The sequence below is a fragment of the Aureimonas phyllosphaerae genome (assembly GCF_900113065.1).
In the GTDB taxonomy this organism is placed as follows: Bacteria; Pseudomonadota; Alphaproteobacteria; order Rhizobiales; family Rhizobiaceae; genus Aureimonas; species Aureimonas phyllosphaerae.
This window is the reverse complement of the sequence record NZ_FOOA01000008.1, coordinates 165,919-187,283: the sequence shown is the minus strand read 5'-3', so window position 1 is coordinate 187,283 and position 21,365 is coordinate 165,919. Positions and strand designations below refer to the sequence as shown.

General features: G+C 69.0%; 21 protein-coding genes and 1 tRNA gene. 13 read left to right on the top strand and 9 right to left on the bottom strand.

What is annotated here, in order from left to right; genetic code table 11:
* The first annotated feature begins 38 nt into the window (after positions 1-38).
* The gene (pyrC, locus tag BM175_RS12160; protein WP_090963389.1) at positions 39-1,127 is read left to right on the top strand and encodes a dihydroorotase; all 1,089 of its coding nucleotides are present in this window, start codon (positions 39-41) and stop codon (positions 1,125-1,127) included.
* Between the two features lie 91 nt (positions 1,128-1,218).
* Here the strand turns inward: pyrC and BM175_RS12155 are convergent, their stop codons facing one another.
* The 3 genes from BM175_RS12155 to BM175_RS12145 all read right to left on the bottom strand — a co-directional run bounded on the left by BM175_RS12155 (position 1,219) and on the right by BM175_RS12145 (position 4,083).
* A complete protein-coding gene (locus BM175_RS12155) occupies positions 1,219-2,607 on the bottom strand; it encodes an ammonium transporter (protein WP_090963387.1) in 1,389 nt (462 codons plus the stop codon).
* 16 nt (positions 2,608-2,623) lie between these two features.
* Positions 2,624-2,962, bottom strand: a complete 339-nt coding sequence (locus BM175_RS12150; RefSeq protein ID WP_055891859.1) for a P-II family nitrogen regulator — start codon at positions 2,960-2,962, stop codon at positions 2,624-2,626.
* A 248-nt stretch (positions 2,963-3,210) separates the two neighbouring features.
* Complete coding sequence (locus BM175_RS12145) at positions 3,211-4,083, bottom strand: acyl-CoA thioesterase (protein ID WP_090963385.1); 873 nt, start codon at positions 4,081-4,083, stop codon at positions 3,211-3,213.
* 166 nt (positions 4,084-4,249) lie between these two features.
* Between BM175_RS12145 and BM175_RS12140 the strand changes: the two genes are divergently transcribed.
* From BM175_RS12140 to cysN, 7 genes are all read left to right on the top strand, one after another.
* Positions 4,250-5,497 (top strand): ubiquinone biosynthesis hydroxylase, encoded by a 1,248-nt coding sequence (locus BM175_RS12140; RefSeq protein WP_090963383.1) that lies wholly within the window; start codon positions 4,250-4,252, stop codon positions 5,495-5,497.
* A 176-nt stretch (positions 5,498-5,673) separates the two neighbouring features.
* On the top strand, positions 5,674-6,012 hold the full coding sequence (locus BM175_RS12135; RefSeq protein WP_090963381.1) for a DUF2849 domain-containing protein: 339 nt from the start codon (positions 5,674-5,676) through the stop codon (positions 6,010-6,012).
* 93 nt (positions 6,013-6,105) lie between these two features.
* Positions 6,106-7,791 (top strand): nitrite/sulfite reductase, encoded by a 1,686-nt coding sequence (locus tag BM175_RS12130; protein ID WP_090963379.1) that lies wholly within the window; start codon positions 6,106-6,108, stop codon positions 7,789-7,791.
* Complete coding sequence (locus tag BM175_RS12125) at positions 7,788-8,303, top strand: DUF934 domain-containing protein (RefSeq protein ID WP_090963377.1); 516 nt, start codon at positions 7,788-7,790, stop codon at positions 8,301-8,303. The genes BM175_RS12130 and BM175_RS12125 overlap by 4 nt, the downstream gene beginning before the upstream one ends.
* On the top strand, positions 8,300-9,076 hold the full coding sequence (locus tag BM175_RS12120) for a phosphoadenylyl-sulfate reductase (RefSeq protein WP_090963375.1): 777 nt from the start codon (positions 8,300-8,302) through the stop codon (positions 9,074-9,076). Before BM175_RS12125 ends, BM175_RS12120 begins: the two co-directional genes overlap by 4 nt.
* A 32-nt stretch (positions 9,077-9,108) precedes the next feature.
* Positions 9,109-10,050, top strand: a complete 942-nt coding sequence (gene cysD, locus BM175_RS12115; protein ID WP_090963373.1) for a sulfate adenylyltransferase subunit CysD — start codon at positions 9,109-9,111, stop codon at positions 10,048-10,050.
* Positions 10,050-11,822: a sulfate adenylyltransferase subunit CysN gene (cysN, locus tag BM175_RS12110; protein ID WP_090963371.1), complete on the top strand. Its 1,773-nt coding sequence runs from the start codon at positions 10,050-10,052 to the stop codon at positions 11,820-11,822. Before cysD ends, cysN begins: the two co-directional genes overlap by 1 nt.
* A gap of 78 nt (positions 11,823-11,900) precedes the next feature.
* On the opposite strand, the gene BM175_RS12105 is transcribed toward cysN, so the two are convergent.
* The 3 genes from BM175_RS12105 to trxA all read right to left on the bottom strand — a co-directional run bounded on the left by BM175_RS12105 (position 11,901) and on the right by trxA (position 13,879).
* Positions 11,901-12,092 (bottom strand): Trm112 family protein, encoded by a 192-nt coding sequence (locus BM175_RS12105; RefSeq protein ID WP_090963369.1) that lies wholly within the window; start codon positions 12,090-12,092, stop codon positions 11,901-11,903.
* Between the two features lie 34 nt (positions 12,093-12,126).
* On the bottom strand, positions 12,127-12,807 hold the full coding sequence (locus BM175_RS12100) for an LON peptidase substrate-binding domain-containing protein (RefSeq protein ID WP_090963368.1): 681 nt from the start codon (positions 12,805-12,807) through the stop codon (positions 12,127-12,129).
* A gap of 85 nt (positions 12,808-12,892) precedes the next feature.
* Positions 12,893-13,879 (bottom strand): thioredoxin, encoded by a 987-nt coding sequence (gene trxA / locus BM175_RS12095; RefSeq protein ID WP_175526845.1) that lies wholly within the window; start codon positions 13,877-13,879, stop codon positions 12,893-12,895.
* Between the two features lie 347 nt (positions 13,880-14,226).
* On the opposite strand from trxA, the gene BM175_RS12090 reads away from it, so the two are divergent.
* The 3 genes from BM175_RS12090 to BM175_RS12080 all read left to right on the top strand — a co-directional run bounded on the left by BM175_RS12090 (position 14,227) and on the right by BM175_RS12080 (position 17,624).
* Positions 14,227-14,301 (top strand) — tRNA-Gly (locus BM175_RS12090).
* Between the two features lie 416 nt (positions 14,302-14,717).
* Positions 14,718-14,984, top strand: a complete 267-nt coding sequence (locus BM175_RS12085; RefSeq protein WP_090963366.1) for a hypothetical protein — start codon at positions 14,718-14,720, stop codon at positions 14,982-14,984.
* Positions 14,985-14,993: 9 nt separating this feature from the next.
* Positions 14,994-17,624: a hypothetical protein gene (locus BM175_RS12080; protein WP_090963364.1), complete on the top strand. Its 2,631-nt coding sequence runs from the start codon at positions 14,994-14,996 to the stop codon at positions 17,622-17,624.
* 24 nt (positions 17,625-17,648) lie between these two features.
* Here the strand turns inward: BM175_RS12080 and BM175_RS12075 are convergent, their stop codons facing one another.
* From BM175_RS12075 to BM175_RS12065, 3 genes are read right to left on the bottom strand one after another with little or no spacing between them, the layout of a single operon-like run.
* The gene (locus BM175_RS12075) at positions 17,649-18,341 is read right to left on the bottom strand and encodes a TIGR02117 family protein (RefSeq protein WP_244545975.1); all 693 of its coding nucleotides are present in this window, start codon (positions 18,339-18,341) and stop codon (positions 17,649-17,651) included.
* Positions 18,342-18,369: 28 nt separating this feature from the next.
* The gene (locus BM175_RS12070; protein ID WP_090963362.1) at positions 18,370-18,576 is read right to left on the bottom strand and encodes a DUF1737 domain-containing protein; all 207 of its coding nucleotides are present in this window, start codon (positions 18,574-18,576) and stop codon (positions 18,370-18,372) included.
* 6 nt (positions 18,577-18,582) lie between these two features.
* A complete protein-coding gene (locus BM175_RS12065; RefSeq protein ID WP_090963360.1) occupies positions 18,583-19,476 on the bottom strand; it encodes an HpcH/HpaI aldolase/citrate lyase family protein in 894 nt (297 codons plus the stop codon).
* Between the two features lie 120 nt (positions 19,477-19,596).
* On the opposite strand from BM175_RS12065, the gene leuD reads away from it, so the two are divergent.
* Together leuD and leuB are read left to right on the top strand one after the other, a co-directional pair.
* On the top strand, positions 19,597-20,202 hold the full coding sequence (gene leuD, locus BM175_RS12060) for a 3-isopropylmalate dehydratase small subunit (protein ID WP_090963359.1): 606 nt from the start codon (positions 19,597-19,599) through the stop codon (positions 20,200-20,202).
* A gap of 43 nt (positions 20,203-20,245) precedes the next feature.
* A complete protein-coding gene (leuB, locus tag BM175_RS12055) occupies positions 20,246-21,361 on the top strand; it encodes a 3-isopropylmalate dehydrogenase (RefSeq protein ID WP_090963357.1) in 1,116 nt (371 codons plus the stop codon).
* The last annotated feature ends 4 nt before the right edge of the window (positions 21,362-21,365 follow it).

Sequence of the window (21,365 nt, the reverse complement as noted above, 5' to 3'; positions counted from 1 at the left end):
GTTTCGGGCCGTCTTTCGCTGCGCCCGGAGGCCCGCCGATGTCCACCGACACCCTCTTCGCGTCCCGCGCCCCGGCCGACGCCGTCCCCTCGGTCACCATCCGCCGGCCGGACGACTGGCACGTCCACCTGCGCGACGGGGCGATGCTCGAAGCGGTGCTGCCCTTCACGGCGAACCAGTTCCGCCGCGCCATCGTGATGCCCAACCTCGTGCCGCCGGTGACGACGGTCGCGATGGCTCAAAGCTACCGGGCCCGCATTCTCGCGGCCCTGCCGGGCGACTCGGACTTCGAGCCGCTGATGACGTGCTACCTCACCGACCACACCGACCCCGACGAGATCGAGCGCGGCTACCGGGACGGCGTGTGGCTGGCCGCCAAGCTCTATCCCGCCGGCGCCACCACCAACTCGCATGCCGGCGTCACCGATATCGCGAAGCTCGCGCCGGTTCTGGAGCGCATGGAGCGGATCGGCATGGCGGTCCTCGTCCACGGCGAGGCGACCGATCCCGCGATCGACATCTTCGACCGCGAGGCCGCCTTCATGCAGGCCGAGATGTTGCCGCTGCTCCAGCGCCACGAGGGGCTGAAGGTCGTGGTGGAGCATGCGACGACGGCCGAGACGGTCGATCTCGTGCGCGCGCATGCCGACCGTGCCGCCTGCACGATCACGCCGCATCATCTCGTGATCAACCGCACCTCGATCTTTCAGGGGGGCCTGCGGCCGCACCTCTACTGCCTGCCGGTCGCCAAGCGCGAGCGCCACCGGCTGGCGCTGCGCGCGGCGGCGACGTCGGGCGAGGCCTGTTTCATGCTGGGCACCGACACCGCGCCCCACCGTCGCGGCGCCAAGGAGGCCGAATGCTGCTCGGCCGGCGTCTTCGGCGGGGCGACGGCGCTGCAGACCTACGTGCAGGTCTTCGACGAGGAGGGTGCGCTGGATCGCTTCGAGGCTTTCGCCAGCCTCAACGGCGCGAGGTTTCACGGACTGCCCGTCAACGAGGGCACGATCACGCTCCTGAAGAAGCCCGCCACCGCGCTCGCCGCCGTCTCGGTCGAGGACGAGGACGTCGTGGTGTTCCGGGGCGGCGAGCCGCTGCCCTGGTCGATCGGCGACGTCCGGGCCTGAGACGAGATTTTCCGGCGTCCATGAAAAAGGGCAGGCGGATCGCTCCGCCTGCCCTTTCCGGTCCATGCCCCTCGTCCGGGGCATGCATGATTTAGGCGTGGTAGGCCGCCTCGCCATGCGAGGTGATGTCGAGGCCTTCGCGCTCGGCTTCCACGGTCGGGCGCAGGCCGACGATCGCGTCGACGATCTTGTAGAGGATCGCCGAGACGATGCCGCTATAGACCACGGTGATCAGCACCGCGACGACCTGGGAATAGACCTGGGAGCCCATGGTGACGCCGTCGAGATAGCCGCCGCCACCGAGCGCCGTCGAGGCGAAGATGCCGGTGCCGATGGCGCCGACGATGCCGCCGATGCCATGAATGCCGAAGACGTCGAGCGAGTCGTCGTAGCCGAACTTCGGCTTCACCACCGCCACGAAGAAGTAGCAGGCGGCGGACGCGATGGCACCGAGCAGGATGCCGCCGATCGGGCCGACGGCGCCGGCGGCCGGCGTCACGGCGACGAGGCCGGCGATGATGCCGGAGACCGCGCCCAGCATCGAGGCCTTGCCGCGGGCGAAGGCTTCGATCAGCACCCAGGCGACGGTGGCGCCCGCGGTGGCGGTGAAGGTGTTGATCATCGCGAGCGCGGCGCCGCCGTTGGCCTCGAGGTTGGAGCCGGCGTTGAAGCCGAACCAGCCGACCCACAGGATCGAGGCGCCAACCATGGTCAGCGTCATCGAGTGCGGGGCCATGTTGTCACGGCCGAGACCCGTGCGCTTGCCGACGAGGAACGAGCCGACGAGCGCCGCGATGCCGGCGTTGATGTGGACGACCGTGCCGCCCGCGAAATCGAGCGCGGCGACGCCGCCGGCATGGGCGCCGGTGAAGATCAGGCCGTTCGCGTCCCAGACCATGTGGGCGACCGGGAAGTAGACGATCGTCACCCAGAGGATGGTGAACAGCACGACCGCCGAGAACTTGATGCGCTCGGCGAAGGCGCCCACGATCAGCGCCGGCGTGATGCAGGCGAACGTCATCTGGAAGGCGATGAAGACGTATTCCGGGATCACCACGCCCTTGGTGAAGGTCGCGGCCATCGTGTCCTTGGTGATGCCGGCGAGGAACAGCTTGCCCGTGCCGCCCCAGAAGGCGCTGGTCGAGCCGCCGAAGGCGAAGGAGTAGCCGTAGATCACGTAGATGATCATGACGACCGCGGTGATCGTCACGCACTGCATCAGTACCGAGAGCATGTTCTTGGCGCGCACGAGGCCGCCGTAGAACAGGCCGAGGCCCGGCAGGATCATGAACAGGACGAGGAGCGTCGACACCAGCATCCAGGCGACGTCGCCCTTGTCCATGGCGTCGACGACGGCGGCGGCGGCGTCCGCCGGCACGGTCTCGGGCGCCGGCGCGACGCCGGTCTCCTGCGCGAGGGCGGCCACCGTCGTGAGGCCGGAGAGGGCCAGGGTCGCCAGGGAGGTCTTCAGAAAGCGCATGGTCTGTCGTGTCCCCTCAGAGCGCGTTCGTGTCGGTTTCGCCGGTGCGGATGCGGACCGCCTGGTCGATGCCGTAGACGAAGATCTTGCCGTCGCCGATCTGGCCGGTCTTGGCGGCGGCCGCGATCACCTCGACCGCGCGGTCCACCATGTCGGTGGGCACCGCCATCTCGATCTTCAGCTTGGGCAGGAAGCTCACGGCATATTCGGTGCCGCGGTAGATCTCGGTATGGCCCTTCTGCCGACCGTAGCCCTTCACCTCGGTCACCGTGAGGCCCTGGATCCCGACAGCGGTCAGGGCCTCGCGCACCTCGTCGAGCTTGAATGGCTTGATGATCGCCATCACGATTTTCATGTGCACCTCAGATCGTCACGCGGTGGCACGCCCCCGGGCGCTCCGCTGGATTGGGCGGCCCGGCGGCCGGTCGGCCACAGGGTCACGTGAGAGACGGAAACAAGATGCGTGCCAGATGACCACCGGCCGCGATTTCGCCGCGATTGTGCAGCGCGAAAGGCCGCCGTGCCGCCGGATTGAACAGCGGCAACGGCAACGTGATCGCAAGGCTGCCGCTTGTGGCGGCAGGTGGCGAGATTTTCAGCAGATTACACAGCCGATGGACGCCGGGGACGGATCAACCCTTCCTGGGCGACCGAGGCGACGAGCGTGCCGTCGAGCGCGAACAGCGACCCGCGCGTCAGGCCGCGTCCGCCCGACGAGGACGGCGAGTCCTGCGAGTAGAGATGCCAGGCGCCGACATCGACCGGCCGGTGGAACCACATGGCGTGGTCGAGGCTCGCGGCCTGGATGCGCTCGTCGAAGACCGACAGGCCGTGCGCGAAGAGCGCGGTGTCGAGAAGCGTCATGTCGGAGAGATAAGCCAAGGCCGCGGCGTTCAGCGCGGGATCGTCGCCCAGCGGCGCGACCGTGCGCACCCAGACCTGCTGGCGCGGCGGCAGCGGCTCGCGCGTGAGATAATGATCGAACGAGACCGGACGGAACTCGATGGGCCGCGGCCGGCTCCAGTAGCGGCGGATCGGCTCGGGCGCGCGGGCGAGGATCTCGGCCGTCAGCTCGGCGGCGGAGGGAAGCTCGTCCGGGCGCGGCACGTCGGGCATCGGCATCTGGTGGTCGAGCCCCTCCTCCACCCGCTGGAACGAGGCCGACAGCGTGAAGATCGCCTCGCCGTGCTGGATGCCGTGGACGATCCGGGTCGTGAACGAGCCGCCGTCGCGAATGCGCGACACCTCGTAGATCACCGGCGCCTTCGGGTTGCCGGGGCGCAGGAAGTAGCCGTGCAGCGAGTGGACGGGGCGCTCCGGCACGACCGTGCGCTGTGCGGCGACGAGCGCCTGCGCGATCACCTCGCCGCCGAAGGTGCGCTGCCAGCCGACCGAGGAACTGACGCCGCGATAGAGGTTCTCCTCCAGCTTCTCGAGGTCGAGCGCCCGGATCAGCCGGCCCATCGTCTCGTCCATGCCTTCGGCTCCCTCTCGCGCGTCGATCTTCGCGCGCCTTGTCCGGCATATCGGTCGCGCCCGCAAGGCAGGGCTCCTTGGTTGCCCCGGCGAGGCCGGGCGCCTAGATCAAGGCTCGAGAACGGGCCGCGCGGCGGTCCGGAGAGATCGAGGGGAAACCCGTTCCATGTCCGAGACCCAGGCCGCGCACGCCTCGCCCGCCCGCGCCGACATCGTGGTGGCGGGGGCCGGCTATGTCGGCCTCGTCAGCGCCGTCGCGATCAAGCAGGCCGCGCCCGAGCTCGACGTTCTCGTCGTCGACGCGGCGCCGGACGGCGTCTGGGAGCGCGACACGCGCGCCTCGGCGATCGCGGCTGCCGCGATCCGCATGCTGACGCGCCTCGGGGCCTGGGACACGATCGCCCCCAAGGCCGAGCCGATCCGCGAAATGATCGTGACGGACTCGCGCACCAGCGATCCTGTGCGCCCGGTCTTCCTGACCTTCGGCGGCGAGGCGGAACCCGGCGAGCCCTTCGCTCACATGGTGCCGAACGTCGCCTTGAACGGGGCGCTGCGCGCGCGCGCCGAGGCGCTCGGCATCGCGATCCGCGCCGGCACTCCGGTCACCGGGATCACGGACCGCCCTGCCTCGATCGCGGTCGAGCTGGGCGCCGAGACGGTCGAGGCGCGGCTTCTGGTGGCGGCAGACGGCGTGCGCTCCAAGATCCGCGACATGGCCGGCATCCGCACGATCCACACCGACTACGGCCAGAGCGGCATCGTCGCGACGGTGGCGCACGAGCGTCCGCACGAGGGCCGCGCCGAGGAGCACTTCCTGCCCGCCGGCCCCTTCGCCATCCTGCCGCTCAAGGGCAACCGGTCCTCGCTGGTCTGGACCGAATCGACCGCGGAGGCCGAACGCCTGCTGCGCGCCGACGACATGGTGTTCGAGCTGGAGCTGGAGCAGCGCTTCGGCCTGAAGCTCGGGGCCCTCACCGTCGAGGGGCGCCCACGCGCCTTTCCGCTCGGCCTGACGCTCGCGCGCGATTTCGTGAAGCCCCGCATCGCGCTCGCCGGGGACGCCGCGCACGGCATCCATCCGATCGCCGGCCAAGGGCTGAACCTCGGCTTCAAGGACGCGGCTGCGCTCGCCGAGGTGGTGGTGGATGCCGCCCGGCTCGGCCGCGACATCGGCGCCCTCGATACGCTGGAGCTTTACCAGCGCTGGCGCCGCTTCGACACGGTGCAGATGGGCGTGACCACCGACATCCTGAACCGCCTGTTCTCCAACGACAGCGCGCTGGTGCGCGCGGTGCGCTCCTTCGGCCTGTCGCTCGTCGACCGCGCGCCCTTCGCCAAGCGGCATTTCATCGCGCAGGCGTCGGGCATCACGAGCGGCCCGTCGCCGCGCCTCCTGCAGGGCCTGCCGATCTGAACCGACGCCGCACGGAGGACGGCGCGCAAATTCCTTCCCCTTGCGGCCCCCGGATTGGAACGGGCGACGGCGCAACCGCTTGCACCTTGGCCTATTTAGAACGATGACAGCCTCGCCGCGGCGGATCGAACTCCGCCCGCGGACGGCGTGCGTGGATCGGGCAGCGGGGCAGGAACATGGCGGGCGACGTCAAGGCGGGCGCAAAGGCGAAGGGGCCGAAGCTTCCGGTCATCATGACCGCCAACGATCTTCTGGAAGGCGAGGTCGTGTTCCTGACCGAGGACGGCTGGAGCCTCGATCCGAAGGCGGCGCTGATCGCCGACGATGTCGAGACGGCCGCCTGGATGGAAGCGGAAGGGCGTCGGGGCTTTGCCGAGAACCGGATCGTCGATCCCTATCTCGTCGAGGTCACGCGCGATGACAACGGGCTGCCGGTCGCCAACCACTTCCGCGAGGCGATCCGCCAGAAGGGCCCGACCATGCTGACGCAATACGGCAAGCAGGCGGAATTCTAGAGGTTTTTCGGCCAAGACGGGGCGGACGCGCCCCGGTGGCCGGATCGAGCGGGGGACCGGGGAGGCTCCTGCGGCAGGACAAGGACCAGCGGCATGTATCGTTACGACGAATTCGACGAGCGCTTCGTGCGCGAGCGCGTCGCCCAGTTCCGCCATCAGGTGGAGCGCCGGCTCGACGGCTCGCTGTCGGACGACGAGTTCAAGCCGCTGCGCCTCAAGAACGGGCTCTATCTCCAGCTCCACGCCTACATGCTGCGCGTCGCCGTGCCCTACGGCACGCTGAATTCGAAGCAGATGCGCCAGCTGGCCCTGATCGCCGAGAAGTACGACAAGGGCTACGCGCATTTCACGACGCGCCAGAACCTCCAGTACAACTGGCCGAAGCTGAAGGACGTGCCCGACATCCTCGACCTTCTGGCCGACGTCGAGATGCACTGCATCCAGACGTCCGGTAACTGCATTCGCAACGTGACGGCGGACCAGTTCGCGGGCGTCGCCGCCGACGAGGTCGAGGACCCGCGCCCGACCGCCGAGCTGATCCGGCAGTGGTCGAGCCTCCACCCGGAATTCTCGTGGCTGCCGCGCAAGTTCAAGATCGCCGTCACCGGCGCCGAGCACGACCGCGCGGCGATCAAGGTCCACGACATCGGCATCCGCGTGCTGCGGCACCCGGAAACCCGGGAGATCGGCTACGAGATCATCGTGGGCGGCGGCCTCGGCCGCACGCCGATGATCGGCAAGGTGATCCGCGACTTCCTGCCGAAGGACGAGCTTCTCGCCTATCTGGAAGCCGTGATGCGCGTCTACAACGCGGAAGGACGGCGCGACAACAAGTACAAGGCGCGCGTGAAGATTCTCGTCCACGAGATCGGGACGGACGAGTTCAAGGCGCGCGTCGAGGCCGAGTACGCTCAGCTGAACGGCCCGACGATCAACGCGCCGGAGGAGGAAGTCGAGCGGATCGCCCGCTACTTCGCACCGCCCGTCTACGAGGCGCTGCCCACGACATCGCACGTGCTCGACGCCGCCCGTGCGGCCGATCCCGAGCTCGACCGCTTCGTCGAGCAGAACGGCTTCCCGCACCGCCAGCCCGGCTACATCGCGCTGACCGTGTCGCTGAAGCCGATCGGCGGCGTGCCCGGCGACATGTCGGACGCCGAGATGCGCGCCTTCGCCGACATCGCGGAGCGCTATTCGTTCGACGAGTTCCGCGTGACGCACATCCAGAACCTCGTGCTGCCGCACGTGAAGCTCGACGACGTGCCGGCGGTCCATGCGGCGCTGAAGGCGGCGGGCCTTGCGACGGCCAATGCCGGCCTCGTGACCGACATCATCGCCTGCCCCGGCCTCGACTACTGCGCGCTGGCGACCGCCCGTTCGATTCCGATCGCGCAGGACATCTCGAACCTCTTCGCGAGCGACGAGCGCCAGAAGGATCTCGGCCCTCTCCAGATCAAGATCTCGGGCTGCATCAACGCCTGCGGTCACCACCATGTCGGCCATATCGGCATTCTCGGCCTCGAGAAGTCGGGCCGCGAGAACTACCAGATCACGGTCGGCGGCGATGCCTCGGAGAACGCGGCGCTCGGCGAGCGGGTCGGTCCCGGCATCGACGGCGACCAGGTGCCCGGCGCGATCGAGGCGCTGGTCGAGGTCTACAAGCGCGAGCGGCAGGGGTCCGAGACCTTCATCGACACGGTGAAGCGCGCAGGCCTCGAGCCCTTCAAGGAGGGCTTCACCGCCTATGTCGCCCGCGAGACCGCGGGAGAGCCGGCATGAGCCTTCTTCTCGACGAGACCGGCGCCAAGGCCGACACGTTCTCGCGCGTCGAGGACGGCGCCGACCTGTCGCTTCACGAGGGCGCGGTGATCGTGCCGCTCACCACGATCGACCAGGCGATCGCCGATCGGCGCAACACGCCGCTCGGCCTCCATGTCGGCGGCGAGACGCCGGTCTGCGCGCTGGAAGGCTATCTCGGGACGGTGGACCTTATCTCGATCGGCTTCCCGTCCTTCTCGGACGGGCGCGGCCTGTCGCTCGCCAAGCGCCTGCGCCGCGCCGGGTTCAAGGGCACGCTGCGCGCCTCCGGCCCGCTGATCGCCGACCAGTTCCGCGAGGCGTTGGACTGCGGCTTCGACGAGATCGAACTGCCCGACGCGATGGCCGCGCGCCAACCCGTCGAACAGTGGATGGCGGCCAAGGACATCGTGCGCGACCACTACCAGACCGGCTACGGCGAGGAGATGAGCATCCTCCAGAAGCGCCTTGCCGCGCAGCGGGAGCGGGCATGAGCGCCGCGCTCGACGCCCGGGTCGAGGCGCTGAATGCCGCGTTCCCGGCGATGAGCCCGTTGGAGCGCCTCCAGCACCTTCGCGAGACCGTGCCCGGCCGCATCGTCTTCACCACCTCGCTCGGGATCGAGGACCAGATGCTGACGCACCTGATCTTCACCAACGCGTTGAAGATCGAGGTCGTGACCCTCGACACCGGCCGCCTGTTTCCGGAGACCTACACGCTCTGGCAGGAGACCGAAGAGAAGTACGGCCGCCGCATCAAGGCCAAGTACCCGCAGGCGGACGCGCTGGAGTCGCTGATCGACGACCAGGGCATCAACGGGTTCTACTTCGCGCCGGAACTGCGCAAGGCCTGCTGCGGGGTGCGCAAGGTCGAGCCCCTGAACCGCGCGCTCGAAGGCGCCAGCGCCTGGATCGCGGGACTGCGCCGCGATCAGTCTGCCAACCGCGAGAGCATGGAATTCGCAAGCGCTGACCATGCGCGCGGGCTCGTCAAGGCCAACCCGCTCTTCGACTGGACGCGGGCCGAGATCGCGGCGTTCACGGCGCGCCACGGTGTTCCCGTCAACGCCCTGCACGGCCGCGGCTTCCTGTCGATCGGCTGCGCCCCCTGCACCCGTGCCATCCGGCCCGGCGAGGTGGAGCGTGCCGGACGCTGGTGGTGGGAGGACGAGACCCGGCGCGAATGCGGCCTCCACGTCGATGACCCGGCCGCCGTCAGCGACACGGAGGAGGCGAAGGCCGCTCTCTTCGAGCGGGCCGACATCTGACCCGAGCCGCGTTCGCCCGGGCAGACCGGCCGATGGATAGTCGGGCTCCAGCCCATAGGAAAGCCTACGCCATGAAGCACATGACGCATCTGCAGCGCCTGGAAGCGGAATCGATATTCATCATCCGGGAGGTCGCGGCGACCGCCGAGAACCCGGTGATGCTCTATTCGATCGGCAAGGACTCGGCCGTGATGCTGCATCTGGCCATGAAGGCCTTCGCGCCCGGCAAGCCGCCCTTCCCGCTCCTCCATGTCGACACGACCTGGAAGTTCCGCGAGATGATCGAGTTCCGCGACAAGATCGCGAAAGATCTCGGCCTCGACCTCATCGTCCACATCAACGAGGAGGGCGTGAAGGCGGGCGTCAATCCGTTCGATTCGGGCAGCCGCGTCCACACCGACGTGATGAAGACGGAAGGGCTCAAGCAGGCGCTGGCGAAGTACAAGTTCGACGCGGCGTTCGGCGGCGCGCGGCGCGACGAGGAGAAGTCGCGCGCCAAGGAGCGGATCTTCTCCTTCCGCTCGGCCGAGCACCGCTGGGAGCCGAAGAACCAGCGCCCCGAGCCGTGGCGCCTGTTCAACACCCGCAAGCGGCAGGAGGAGAGCTTCCGCGTGTTTCCGCTGTCGAACTGGACGGAAGCCGACGTCTGGGACTACATCGCGCTGGAGAACATCCCCGTCGTGCCGCTGTATTTTGCGAAGAAGCGCCCGGTCGTGGTGCGCGACGGCATGATCATCATGCGCGACGACGAGCGCATGAAACTCCTGCCCGGCGAGAGCGTCGAGGAGATGACCGTCCGCTTCCGCACGCTCGGCTGCTACCCGCTGACGGGCGCCGTTCGCTCGGAGGCCTCCGACCTCCAGGGGATCATCTCCGAGATGCGCGGCTCGCGTTCGTCGGAGCGTGAGGGCCGGCTGATCGACAAGGATGGCGGCGCCTCGATGGAAGAAAAGAAGCAGGAAGGCTACTTCTGATGAGCGGTGCGCTGAAGACCCAAGACACCGCCGCCGGCGACGAGATCCTGGCGGCTTCCGCCAACGAGCGGGCGCTCGTCGAAGACGAGACCTTCGCAGGCCCTGCGCCCGACGGCGCGATGGCCGACGCCGCCTCGGACGAGATCGTCGACCCGCAGGCCGACATGCCGCTTCTGGCCTCGCCCGCGGAATCGCTCCTGCGCTTCATCACCTGCGGCTCGGTCGACGACGGCAAGTCGACCCTGATCGGCCGCCTCCTCTACGACACGAACTCGGTCTTCGACGACCAGCTCGACACGTTGAAGCGCGACTCCAAGAAATTCGGCACGACCGGCGAGGATCTCGACTTCGCGCTGCTCGTCGACGGTCTGTCGGCCGAGCGCGAACAGGGCATCACGATCGACGTCGCCTACCGCTACTTCTCGACCGGCAAGCGCGCCTTCATCATCGCCGACACGCCGGGCCATGAGCAGTATACCCGCAACATGGCGACCGGCGCCTCCCAGGCCGAGCTCGCCGTGATCCTCGTCGACGCGCGAAAGGGCATCCTGCCCCAGACGCGGCGCCACTCGTTCATCACCTCGATGGTCGGCATCAAGTCGGTGATCGTCGCGATCAACAAGATGGACCTCGTCGACTTCGACGAGGCGACCTTCCGCGACATCGTCAAGGGGTACGAGGCGATCCGCCCGAGCCTCGGCTTCACCAGCGTCACCTATATCCCGCTCTCGGCCAAGAACGGCGACAACCTGGCCTCGCGCTCGAGCCGAGCCCCCTGGTACGACGGGCCGACGCTGCTCGAGGCGCTGGAGCGCGCCGAGCCGGAGACGCTCCAGGCCGGCTCGCCGCTGTTTCGCCTGCCGGTGCAGTGGGTGAACCGCCCGAACCTCGATTTCCGCGGCTTCTGCGGCACGGTCGCGGGCGGCCGCGTGCGCAAGGGCGATGCCGTCCTCTCGCTTCCGAGCCGCCAGCGCAGCCATGTGCGCGGCATCTTCGGCCCCAATGGCGAGGTCGAGGAGGCCGAGGACGGCGAGGCGATCACGCTGACCCTGACCGACGAGATCGACGCCTCGCGCGGCGACGTGATCGTGCGCGAGGGCGACGCGATCGCGCCGCAGACCCGGCTCGAGGCCGAGATCCTCTGGATGGTGGACCGGCCGCTGATCGCCGGCGCGCGCGTCATCGCCAAGCTCGCTTCGGCGCAGACGCCCGCGACCGTGCGCGCGTTGCGCGAGGCGGTCGACATCCATTCCTACCAGCCGCGCGCCGCCAACGCGCTCCTGATGAACGAGATCGGCCGCGTCACCCTCGCCTTCGACAAGCCGCTGGTGGCGACGACCTATGGGGAAAGCCGCGAGCTCGGCGCCTTCATCCTGATCGACCAGCTGACCAACGAGACGGTGGCGCTCGGCATCGTGACCGCGCTCACCGAGGCGCAGACGACGCTTCTCGGCATGCCGGCGCCTGTGACCGCCGCGAAGGGCCAGCCTGCCCCCCCGCGCACCGCCTTCGACCGTGCCAAGGCGGAATGGCTCGGCCCCTCGCTCGCCAGCGACGCACGGCGCGCGCGCGGCGTGACGCTGTTCCGCGGCGCGGCGGCGGTGATGATGGCGGTCATCGCCCTCCTTCTCGGTCTCGCCGTCTGGCAGGCGCTGATCCTCGGCGTCCTCGACTTCGTGCTGCGCCCGTATCTCCGGCGCCTTATGGTGCCGGCTGAGACGGAGGCGCTGCCGGTCGACCCGACCGACGTGCGCGACGGCGCAGGGATCTGAACGAGAACAGGGCGGGATCGCGAGATCCCGCCCTTCTTCGTCCAAAAGGCGGACCGGTTTACGGGGCGACGGACCGCCTTAGTCCAGCGGCCGCGCCTCCGACGGCAGCATGATCGGGATGCCGTTGCGGATGGGATAGGCGAGGCGCGCCGCGCGCGAGACGAGTTCGCCTCGTTCCGCGTCGTAGCTCAGCTGCCCCTTGGTGAGCGGGCAGACCAGAAGCTCCAGCAGCTTCGGGTCGGGCCGGTTGCGCTCGGCTTCGTCCGGCATGCGGCATCCTTTCCGGTTCTGGTCCAGCGGTCGGCTATTGCAGGATCTGCCCGCCGCCGTCGCCCGAATTCTCGCGCGCCAGCGAGATTTCGGTGATCGCCACGAGCGTCTCGGCGCGCGTCTTGAGGTCGGGCGCCTCGAGCAGCGCCTGCTTCTCGGCCGCACCATAGGGCGACATCATTGAGAGCGCATTGACAAGCGTCTCGTTCGAGGCTTTCGAGACCGAATCCCAGTCCGCCTGCAGCTGGTTCGCCTCGAGATACATGCGGAAGGCCTTCAAGAGCCCCTCGCGATCCACGTCCTCGGCGCCCTCGCCGGGGTCAAGGTCGGCCGAGAACGGCGCGATGCGGCAAAGACGGTAGGGCTCGCGGCCGGCCGTCTCCTCGAGGACGCGGAACCGCGCGATGCCCTGCAGGCTGATGACGTAGCGCCCGTCGCCGCTTTCGGAAAACGAGGTGAGGCGCCCGAGACAGCCGACGGCGCACAGCTCCGGCTCGCCGTCTGAGCGCATGGCCCCGTCGAGGCGCGGCTGGATCATGCCGATCACGCGATCGCCGGCAATCGCATGGTCGAGCATGGCGAGATAGCGCGGCTCGAAGATGTTGAGCGGCATCTGCCCGCCCGGCAGCAGCAGGGCGCCCGTCAGCGGAAACACGGGCACGACCTCGGGCAGATCCGACAGGCTACGGTAGTTGACGTTTCCGACCTGAACCACGGCTGGGATCCTCCTTCGCGTCCTCGCCCAAGTGGCGCAGCGCCAGCGTGCGCCAAGTGCGGCGCTTCGCTCGGCCGACCGGCGTTCAGCGGAACAAGAGCGAGGAGAGCTTGCGCCGGCCGTCCTTGGTCGCGGGGTCCATCGGCCCCCACGCCTCGAAGAATTCGAGGAGCTTGCGCCGCGCCCCGTCGTCCTCGAACGTACGGTCGCGCTTCACGATCTCGAGAAGCTGGTCGGCCGCGCCCGCCCGGTCGCCCTTGGCCTGCGCGATGAGCGCGAGGTCGTAACGCGCCTGATGGTCGTCGGGGTTGGCGGCGAGGCGCGCCTCAAGCGCCGAAGCGTCGCCGAGACCCGCGATCTCCTCCTGGAGCTTCAGCCGCGCGCGTACGGTCGCGAAGGCCGGATCGTCGAGAACCGACGGCGGCATCGCGTCGGCGAGCGACTGCGCGCGCGCCGTGTCGCCGGCCGCGAGATAGCATTCGGCGAGCCCCGCGGCCGCCTTGGCGTTCTCCGGGTCGTGCTGGAGGACGGCGCCGAAGAGCTGCGAGGCCTGAGCCGCGTTGCCGGCGGCGAGGAACCCAGCCGCCTGCTCCAGCGCCTCCGCGAGCGGATCGCCGCCCGGCGCAGCCCGGCCGGCGGTCAGGCGATCGATGAAGGCCTTCACTTCGCTCTCGGGCAGCGCGCCCATGAAACCGTCCACCGGCTGGCCGTCGACGAAGGCAAAGACGGCGGGGATCGACTGGACGCCGAGCTGTCCGGCGATCGAGGGGTGCTCGTCGATGTTCATCTTCACGAGCTTGACGCGCCCGCCAGCGGCCTGCACCGCGCGCTCCAGAACCGGCGTCAGCTGCTTGCAGGGCCCGCACCAGGGAGCCCAGAAGTCGACGAGGACCGGCTGGTTGCGCGATTCGCGCACCACGTCGGCCGAGAAGGCGGCGGTGGTCGTGTCCTTGACGAGCTCGCTGGCCGGCGCCGGCGCCGCGCTCCGTCCGGTGCCGCCGAGCCCTGCGGCCGTGGTCTGGGCGCCATAGCCGCCGAGCTGCGAGGCATAAGGATTGTTGCTCATCGACACCGTCCGCGTGACTGGAAGACCTGCCACCCGTCCGCGCGCTGCAGCGCCACCGGTGGGGCCCTTCTCGAAAAACTCGTCCCCGGACATCGCCTGTCGCTCGCCCGGTCCCGTTCGGGATGACAGGTCGCAATATCGTGCGCAAGCGCCGCCCCATCAAGGCGGAAGCAGCCGGGCAGACCGGCTGCGCGGGCAGGCCCTTCGCAGCCGCGTGCGGAGCGCCCGGTCAGGCCGTCCCTCGAGGCGTCGCATCATCGTCATTTTCCCTGTTGCAATCCTCCGCCGGTTGGGCCATAAGCCGCTCACCGCAGACGCCGAGGCGACAGTCGAACGGCGGAAGCGAGGAGCGGGCGGGCGTAGCTCAGGGGTAGAGCACAACCTTGCCAAGGTTGGGGTCGTGGGTTCGAATCCCATCGCCCGCTCCATTTTTTCAAGATCATATCAGAACGTTGATCGAGTTCGGCAACCGTCGAGCTTCTGTCATCGGCACTGTCGCAGGCTTCGCGGCGTTCGATGCTGGACGCCGGCGGAGCGCGGCCCATCGGTTTCGGCGGCTCGGCCGGACCATACCGGTCTTTGCCGATCGGCCTGTTCGTCCGACTGCCTGCGTGGTGTCCGCTACGCCTGGCCGGTGCGACCGACGTCTCGTGCCGCACCGGATGGCACACCGGTTGGCGCTGCGTCATCCTCAGCAAAGTCGCGGGACGCGTGAATCTTCTATTGGAGGTTGACGCGGCTTTGCTAAGCTTGCGCCAAACTGGAGCAGGCTTCGTCGGGCGGCGAAGAGCCGTGATGATCCGGTCGCGCAGTATGTGAATGGGGCGGGCCCGTGGATTGGATCATGCGCTGGGTGGTCGTCGCGGCCCTCTTGTCCTCCGCTTCGGTGGCAAGGGCGGAAGGATCCGCCGATTTCGTCTTCGGCATCATCAAGGAAATGGCCAAGAGCCAGGAGCGGGGCCGCCGCGCGGCGCCTCCTGCTGCACGCCGGGCGGTGACGACCTGGCTCGTCATCGCCAGCCGCGAGGATCCGCAGGAAGCCGTCGCCCTCGCAGAGAGTTACGCCCCGATGATCGGTCCGACCGCCGTGATCCAGAGCCGAAACGGGTGATACGCGGTCGTGGCCGGGACGCTCAACCGGGACAAGGCCAAGCCGAACCTCGAAGCGCTGAAGGCGATGCACATCATTCCGCAGGACTCGTTCCTGTCGGACGGCCAGAACCTCGATCGTGTGGTCTGGAATTCGTTCGACGGCGACGGATCGCTCGATCTGATGACGCGACCGGTCTATCGCCAGTCCATCCAGCGTCTGCAGGCGGCCCTGTCGCGTCTCGGTCTCTACCATGGGCCCGTCGACGGGTTGATCGGACCATCGACCGGGGTGGCGTTCTCGGCCTATGTCGATCGTTACGGCCTGCCGTTCGGCGAGGTGGTCGACACCTATACGCTGTCGTCCATCGAGCAGACGGCGACCGACGGCTTCCGCAGCAATTCGGAGCGCAGCCTCGCTCAGGCGCGCGGCTTCCAGGATGCCGCGACCTATCAGCAGGCGGAGGCAGGCGGCTTTCCCTCCGCGACGGCCTTCAGCGAGGCCCGCACCTTCGGCTTCCAGACGCAGCGTGACTGGGATCAGGCGACGTCCGGCGGATTTCGTCGCGGCGATGAGTTCGTCCGCGCCCGTGCCGGGGGCTTTGCGACGGCGTCCGAGTATCGCTCGGCGCAAGTGGACGGCTTCGACACGGCCCGCGAACACGAGGCGTTTCGTCGATCCGGGTTCACGAGTTCCAACGAGTTTCGCGAGGCACAGGCCAAGGGGTTTTCCGACAAGTCCGCCTATCAGCGGGCGGAAGCCGATGCCCTGAAGGCGGCGCGGCGCGAGGCGACGGACCTTCTCTCCGATGCCGACGCGTTCCTTCGCCTCAACCCGCAGACGCCGAACCTTCTCGATATCGCGGCCGAGGCCGCGACCCTGAAAGGCGGGATGGCATCGGCATCGGCGACGGATCTCGCCGCGACGGCCCTCCGGTTGCGCACGGCCCTTTCGCAGGCGCCCGCATTTGCCGTCTTCGAAGCGGCTCGCGGCGAGGAGCGCGTTCGCGAGGCGGCGGCGCGCCGGATCGCGCTCCAGACCGAGTTGGAAACCACACGCGGCCAGATGGCGGCTTGGGTCGCGGCCAACCTCGCCTCGCCGAAGTTGCCGGGCGTCGTCGCCGAACTGAAGCTCCTGACGGATGACGCGAAGAGCGACGATCTGGATGTCCTCTCGACCGCCCGCGATCGCGCCATCGCCGCCGTGCAGAAACAGGGTCTCGCCAGCGAAATCGCGCTTCTGACGCGCAAGGACACGGCAGTCTCCAACGGGGCCGGCACCCTCCCCCAGGCGGTCAGCATCACGGCGGCCAACGCGGTCCTCCTGCAGGGGCCGCCGGACGACGTCGTCGTTCTCTACAACACGAGCCCGCGAGCGCCATCGCTCGCGCGCAATCTCGTCGGCGCCTTCACGTTCCGGACGGGCCAGGCCTCCCTATGTCTTCATGGTCTCCCACAGACGCCGGCTCTCGAGCGCGCCTTGGCGAGCGAACTGGAGCGCTTTGATGGTCGTGCCGTTATCATCTCCGCCAGCCCTTGCGGTCCGATGGACGTCGCCAACCGCGATCTCCTCCTGATCCAACGACGCGCCTTCCTGGCGGCGCCGCCGTCCATTGCCTTGCCGTTTCTTGAGGCTCTGGAGACTGCGTCGTTGCGCGTCTTCGACGTCATGCCCTTCCGCGACGTCGCCAAGCGGATGGACGAGGAGCGGTTGCTGTCCGACACGATCCGGGACGACGTGGCGAACGAGCGGCGGAACGGCTATGGCGCCCTGATGCTCGCGACAGGCAAGGCGGCGATCTGCGCGACGGTATCGGAAGACCGCGGCGCGCATGACGAGGTGCTGAGCCGGATCTCGAGCTACGCCGCGACGGAAATCAGTCAGCGGCCTATGACGCGCTTTGCGAGCCTCGACGAGACGTTCCTGGCCGCCAAGGCCGAGGAATGCCGCCTCGTCTACGGCTCCGAGCATGCCTTGAAGCTTCTGGCCGATGGTCTGAAGCGCGATGGCCGGGCGGCGAGCTTCCTTCCCCTCTGGTACGAGCGCAAGTCCCTGGAAGAGAACGTTGCCGGTCTCGTGACGGCGAGGCAGGAGGCCCTGCGCCAGGCGGAGGAACGCCGGGTGGCAGCGGAAGGGGAGCGCAGCGTCGCGCAACGAGCCGCCGACGCGAAGGCACAGACGCGAGGAGCGCGGGAGGCCGACTTGCGGTCGCGCTACGGCGCCGAGGCCGCGGCCCTTCTCAACCGCTTCTCCGAAGGGCTCAAGAGGCGAATGATCGCGCAGCCGGGCGTCGTCCTGGCCGGCGACGACGAGAAGGCCTCCGCGGAGATCGCGGCGCTGTTTCCCGCCGTGGAGAACTGGCGGCGCGGATTGCCGGCGCAGGACTGGCAGCCGACCGCCGTCGATCTGACGATCGCCGACTACGGCATGGCCCGGTGGGACGACCGTGCGCTCGAGGCCATCGCCATGGAGGCGCGGGTTCGGGTCGTCAGCCAGGAGCGCGGGCGATACGACGAGGCCTGCTTCCTGATCGCCGCCATAGTCGACGGCGAATTCCTGCGATACCGCGATCCGTTCGAAGCGCCCTGCGACGACGACGTCGCCGAGCTCGATCGGTGGAAGGTCGGCCACCAGTTGGAAAGCCGCTGGCTGGTGCCTTGAGGCGCTTTTGGAAGCCGCGTCCCGTCAGGACGCGGCGGTCGGCTCGTGGAGCGTCAGGCTCCAGAGAAGCAGCGGCGGAAGGGGCGTCCAGAGGCCCGTGCGCACGCCGGCGGCGCGAAGCATGGCGGCGGTCCAGGTGTTGCAGCCGAGAAGAAGGTTGAACGGCCCCCGCGCCTCGTAGAAATGGTCGAACGCGCCGTAGGCAGCATTCGGGATCAGCTGCGGCGCGCCGTCCGAGGCGGGCTGGAAGCTGTCCGCGACGGCCTCGAGAAGCGCGGCGAAGGCGGCGTCCCCGAGGTCGACGCGGACGAGGCCGGGCTGGTCGCCCTCGACCCGGCCGCCGAGCGCGACATGCAGGACGGATCGGTCGATCGTCGCCGAGCGCCAGACGGCGTCGAGGGTCAGGTCGCCCCAGGTCGGCGTCTGGGTGTAGAAGGCGCGGCCGCCCCATCCGACAACGATGGTGGCGAGCGCGGGATGGCCGAGGTCGAGCCCGTCGCGCGCCAGGAAGGCGAAACGGTCCCGCACCTCCGGCGTCGCGGGCAGGAGAATGTCGGTGTGGATCGGGTTGGCCGCGAGATAGATCGCATGGCGCCCCGCGGCCTCGCCAGGCGGGGGGAACGACAGCGCGGCCGGCCGGGGCACGACGAGGCCGAGCAGCATCAGCCCCGCCGCCGTGGCGACCAGCGCAAGGACGACCGCGAGCGCGCGGCGCAACGGGATTGCCTTAACGCTCCGACGGCGCCTACTGCTCGCCAAGCTTCATCGACGGATCGTAGTCCTTGCCCTCGACGACCTTGGTCATCGGCTGCGCGCACTTCATCACGCCCTCCTTGGCGTCGAAGGCGTAGGCCGGGCTGCCCGCCAGCTCCCAGCCCTTGGACAAGGCGAGGCTGACGCGGTGGCAAAAGGCCGAATCGTCGGGGCCGGTCAGGAGGCGGTAGAGCTTCATGGGTCGTTAGTCCTTTCGGTTTCGGATGAGGGCCGCGCGGGCGAGCAGCGCCTCGGCTTCCGCGAGATGCAGCCGCTCGACCATGCGCGTGCCCAGGCGAATCACGCCGCGGCCGCGATGGGCCGGATTGGAGAAGGCCGCGACGATCGCCTCGGCGCGCGCGATCTCGTCCGGCGTCGGCCCGAAGGCCGCGTCCGCCGGGTCGATCTGCGACGGGTGAATCAGCGTCTTGCCGCAGAAGCCGAAGCGTCGGCCGGCGGCGCATTCGGCCGCAAACCCTTCGGAGTCCGCCAGATCGTTGAAGACGCCGTCGAGCACCGGCACGCCGTGCGCATGGCCGGCGACGAGGATGGGGCCGATCCAGGGCATCAGTTCAGGCCGCCCCGGCGAGACGAGGAGCCCCGCGGCCAGCGCGAGGTCGTTCGGTCCGACGACCAGCGCGCCGAGCGAGCGCGACAGCGCGGCGCCCGCGATCGCGCCGGCCCGGAGGACACCCATCGGCGTCTCCACCATCGCCCAGAGGGCCAGCGCGGGCGGCGCGTCGCAGTGCTGGAGCGCGGTGTCGGCCTCCTCCAGCGCCTCGGGGCCCTCCACTTTCGGCAGGAGGATCGCATCGGCCCGCACCGCGCAGGCCATCAGGAGGTCTTCCGTGCCGGCCGGCGTGTCGAGCGGGTTGATCCGCACGACGCGGAGGGGACCATCGGCCGCCTGACGGCCGCGGGTCGCCAGATGGCCGCGCAGGCGTTCGCGCGCCGCGCCCTTCTCGCCCTCGGCGGCCGAATCCTCGAGATCGAAGATCAGCGCGTCGACGGCAAGCGAGGCCGACTTCTCGAGCGCACGCGCATTGGCGGCCGGCACGAAGAGGGCGGAGCGCAGGAGCGCGGCGGGGGCGCGGGTCATCGACCCTCCCTGCCCGATCGCACGCGCGCGTTCAAGCGGGCGCGACGAGGCTTTTGCCTCGGCGTTGAAGGGTGTATCGAGGCCCGACCGCCAGCCTCACGAGGAAAGGACGCGTTTCCCATGCAGAAGTTCGACCATCTGACGGGCGTCGCCGCGCCGCTTCCGATCCTCAATGTCGACACCGACATGATCATCCCGAAGGACTACCTGAAGACGATCAAGCGCACCGGGCTCGGCGTCGGCCTCTTTGCCAACATCCGCTACCGGGAGGACGGCTCGGAGGACGAGAACTTCGTTCTGAACAAGCCGGCCTACCGCCATGCCGAAATCCTGGTCGCCGGCGACAATTTCGGCTGCGGGTCGAGCCGCGAGCACGCCCCTTGGGCGCTCCTCGACTTCGGCATCCGCTGCGTGATCTCCACGTCGTTCGCCGACATCTTCTATAACAACTGCTTCAAGAACGGCATCCTGCCGATCCGCGTCTCCCAAGATGAACTCGACGCCCTGATGGGCGACGCCGGCAAGGGCGCGAACGCGAAGCTGACGGTGGACCTCGAGGCGCAGGAAATCCGCCGCCCGGACGGGGGCGTCGTGCGCTTCGACATCGACCCGTTCCGCAAGCACTGCCTCCTGAACGGGCTCGACGACATCGGCCTGACGCTGGAGCAGGAGGGCGGCATCACCTCGTTCGAGACGAAGCTCGCCGAAACGCGCCCCTGGGCCTGACACGCCGCCGAGCGCCCAGTTCGCCTGATCGAAAGGACCCTTCATGACGACGCACAAGCTCCTCCTCCTGCCCGGCGACGGCATCGGACCCGAAGCCATGGCCGAGGTCGGCAAGATCGTCGCCGTCCTGAACGGGGCCGGCGGCGACCGGTTCGAGACGGAGGAGGCGCTGGTGGGGGGCGCCGCGATCGACGCGCACGGCGTGCCGGTCGCGGATCGCGACATGGATCGCGCGCTCAAGGCCGATGCCGTGCTCTTCGGTGCCGTCGGCGGCCCGAAATGGGACGGCGTCGCCTACGAGATCCGCCCCGAGGCAGGTCTCCTGCGGCTTCGCAAGGACATGGCGCTGTTTGCGAACCTTCGCCCGGCGATCTGCTATCCCGCGCTCGCCGAAGCCTCGTCCCTGAAGCGCGAGCTCGTCGACGGGCTCGACATCCTGATCCTGCGCGAACTCACCGGCGGCGTCTATTTCGGGATCCCGAAGGAGATCGTCGACCTCGGGGAAGGCCAGAAGCGCGGCATCGACACGCAGGTCTACGAGACCTACGAAATCGAGCGCATCGCCAGAGCCGCGTTCGAGGCCGCCCGCACCCGGAAGGGCAAAGTGACCTCGATGGAGAAGCGCAACGTCATGAAGACGGGCGTCCTCTGGAACGAGGTGGTCAGCCGCGTCGGTCGCGACGAATACCCGGACGTGCGTCTCGAGCACATGCTGGCCGACGCCGGCGGCATGCAGCTCGTGCGGGCGCCGAAGCAGTTCGACGTCATCGTCACCGACAACCTCTTTGGGGACATGCTGTCCGACATCGCGGCGATGCTCACCGGCTCGCTCGGCATGCTGCCGTCGGCCTCGCTGGGTGCGCCCGACGCCGCCACAGGCAAGCGCCGCGCGCTTTACGAGCCGGTGCACGGCTCCGCGCCGGACATCGCCGGACAGGGGATCGCCAACCCGATCGCGATGATCGCCTCCTTCGCGATGATGCTGCGCTACTCCTTCGCGCTGATGCGCGAAGCCGACGCGCTGGAAGCTGCGATCGCGGCGGTTCTGGAATCCGGCACCCGCACCGGCGACATCATGGCGCCCGGCTGCCGGCAGGTCGGCACCGCCGAGATGGGCGATGCGGTGGCCGCCGAGTTCGCGCGCCGCCTCGCGGCCTGATCCT

What these genes read in the sequence shown, in the direction of transcription:
- pyrC (WP_090963389.1), top strand. Translation starts at nt 39, where the DNA reads ATGTCCACCGACACCCTCTTCGCGTCCCGCGCCCCGGCCGACGCCGTC.
- BM175_RS12155 (WP_090963387.1), bottom strand. Translation starts at nt 2,607, where the DNA reads ATGCGCTTTCTGAAGACCTCCCTGGCGACCCTGGCCCTCTCCGGCCTC.
- BM175_RS12150 (WP_055891859.1), bottom strand. Translation starts at nt 2,962, where the DNA reads ATGAAAATCGTGATGGCGATCATCAAGCCATTCAAGCTCGACGAGGTG.
- BM175_RS12145 (WP_090963385.1), bottom strand. Translation starts at nt 4,083, where the DNA reads ATGGACGAGACGATGGGCCGGCTGATCCGGGCGCTCGACCTCGAGAAG.
- BM175_RS12140 (WP_090963383.1), top strand. Translation starts at nt 4,250, where the DNA reads ATGTCCGAGACCCAGGCCGCGCACGCCTCGCCCGCCCGCGCCGACATC.
- BM175_RS12135 (WP_090963381.1), top strand. Translation starts at nt 5,674, where the DNA reads ATGGCGGGCGACGTCAAGGCGGGCGCAAAGGCGAAGGGGCCGAAGCTT.
- BM175_RS12130 (WP_090963379.1), top strand. Translation starts at nt 6,106, where the DNA reads ATGTATCGTTACGACGAATTCGACGAGCGCTTCGTGCGCGAGCGCGTC.
- BM175_RS12125 (WP_090963377.1), top strand. Translation starts at nt 7,788, where the DNA reads ATGAGCCTTCTTCTCGACGAGACCGGCGCCAAGGCCGACACGTTCTCG.
- BM175_RS12120 (WP_090963375.1), top strand. Translation starts at nt 8,300, where the DNA reads ATGAGCGCCGCGCTCGACGCCCGGGTCGAGGCGCTGAATGCCGCGTTC.
- cysD (WP_090963373.1), top strand. Translation starts at nt 9,109, where the DNA reads ATGGATAGTCGGGCTCCAGCCCATAGGAAAGCCTACGCCATGAAGCAC.
- cysN (WP_090963371.1), top strand. Translation starts at nt 10,050, where the DNA reads ATGAGCGGTGCGCTGAAGACCCAAGACACCGCCGCCGGCGACGAGATC.
- BM175_RS12105 (WP_090963369.1), bottom strand. Translation starts at nt 12,092, where the DNA reads ATGCCGGACGAAGCCGAGCGCAACCGGCCCGACCCGAAGCTGCTGGAG.
- BM175_RS12085 (WP_090963366.1), top strand. Translation starts at nt 14,718, where the DNA reads ATGCGCTGGGTGGTCGTCGCGGCCCTCTTGTCCTCCGCTTCGGTGGCA.
- BM175_RS12070 (WP_090963362.1), bottom strand. Translation starts at nt 18,576, where the DNA reads ATGAAGCTCTACCGCCTCCTGACCGGCCCCGACGATTCGGCCTTTTGC.
- BM175_RS12065 (WP_090963360.1), bottom strand. Translation starts at nt 19,476, where the DNA reads ATGACCCGCGCCCCCGCCGCGCTCCTGCGCTCCGCCCTCTTCGTGCCG.
- leuD (WP_090963359.1), top strand. Translation starts at nt 19,597, where the DNA reads ATGCAGAAGTTCGACCATCTGACGGGCGTCGCCGCGCCGCTTCCGATC.
- leuB (WP_090963357.1), top strand. Translation starts at nt 20,246, where the DNA reads ATGACGACGCACAAGCTCCTCCTCCTGCCCGGCGACGGCATCGGACCC.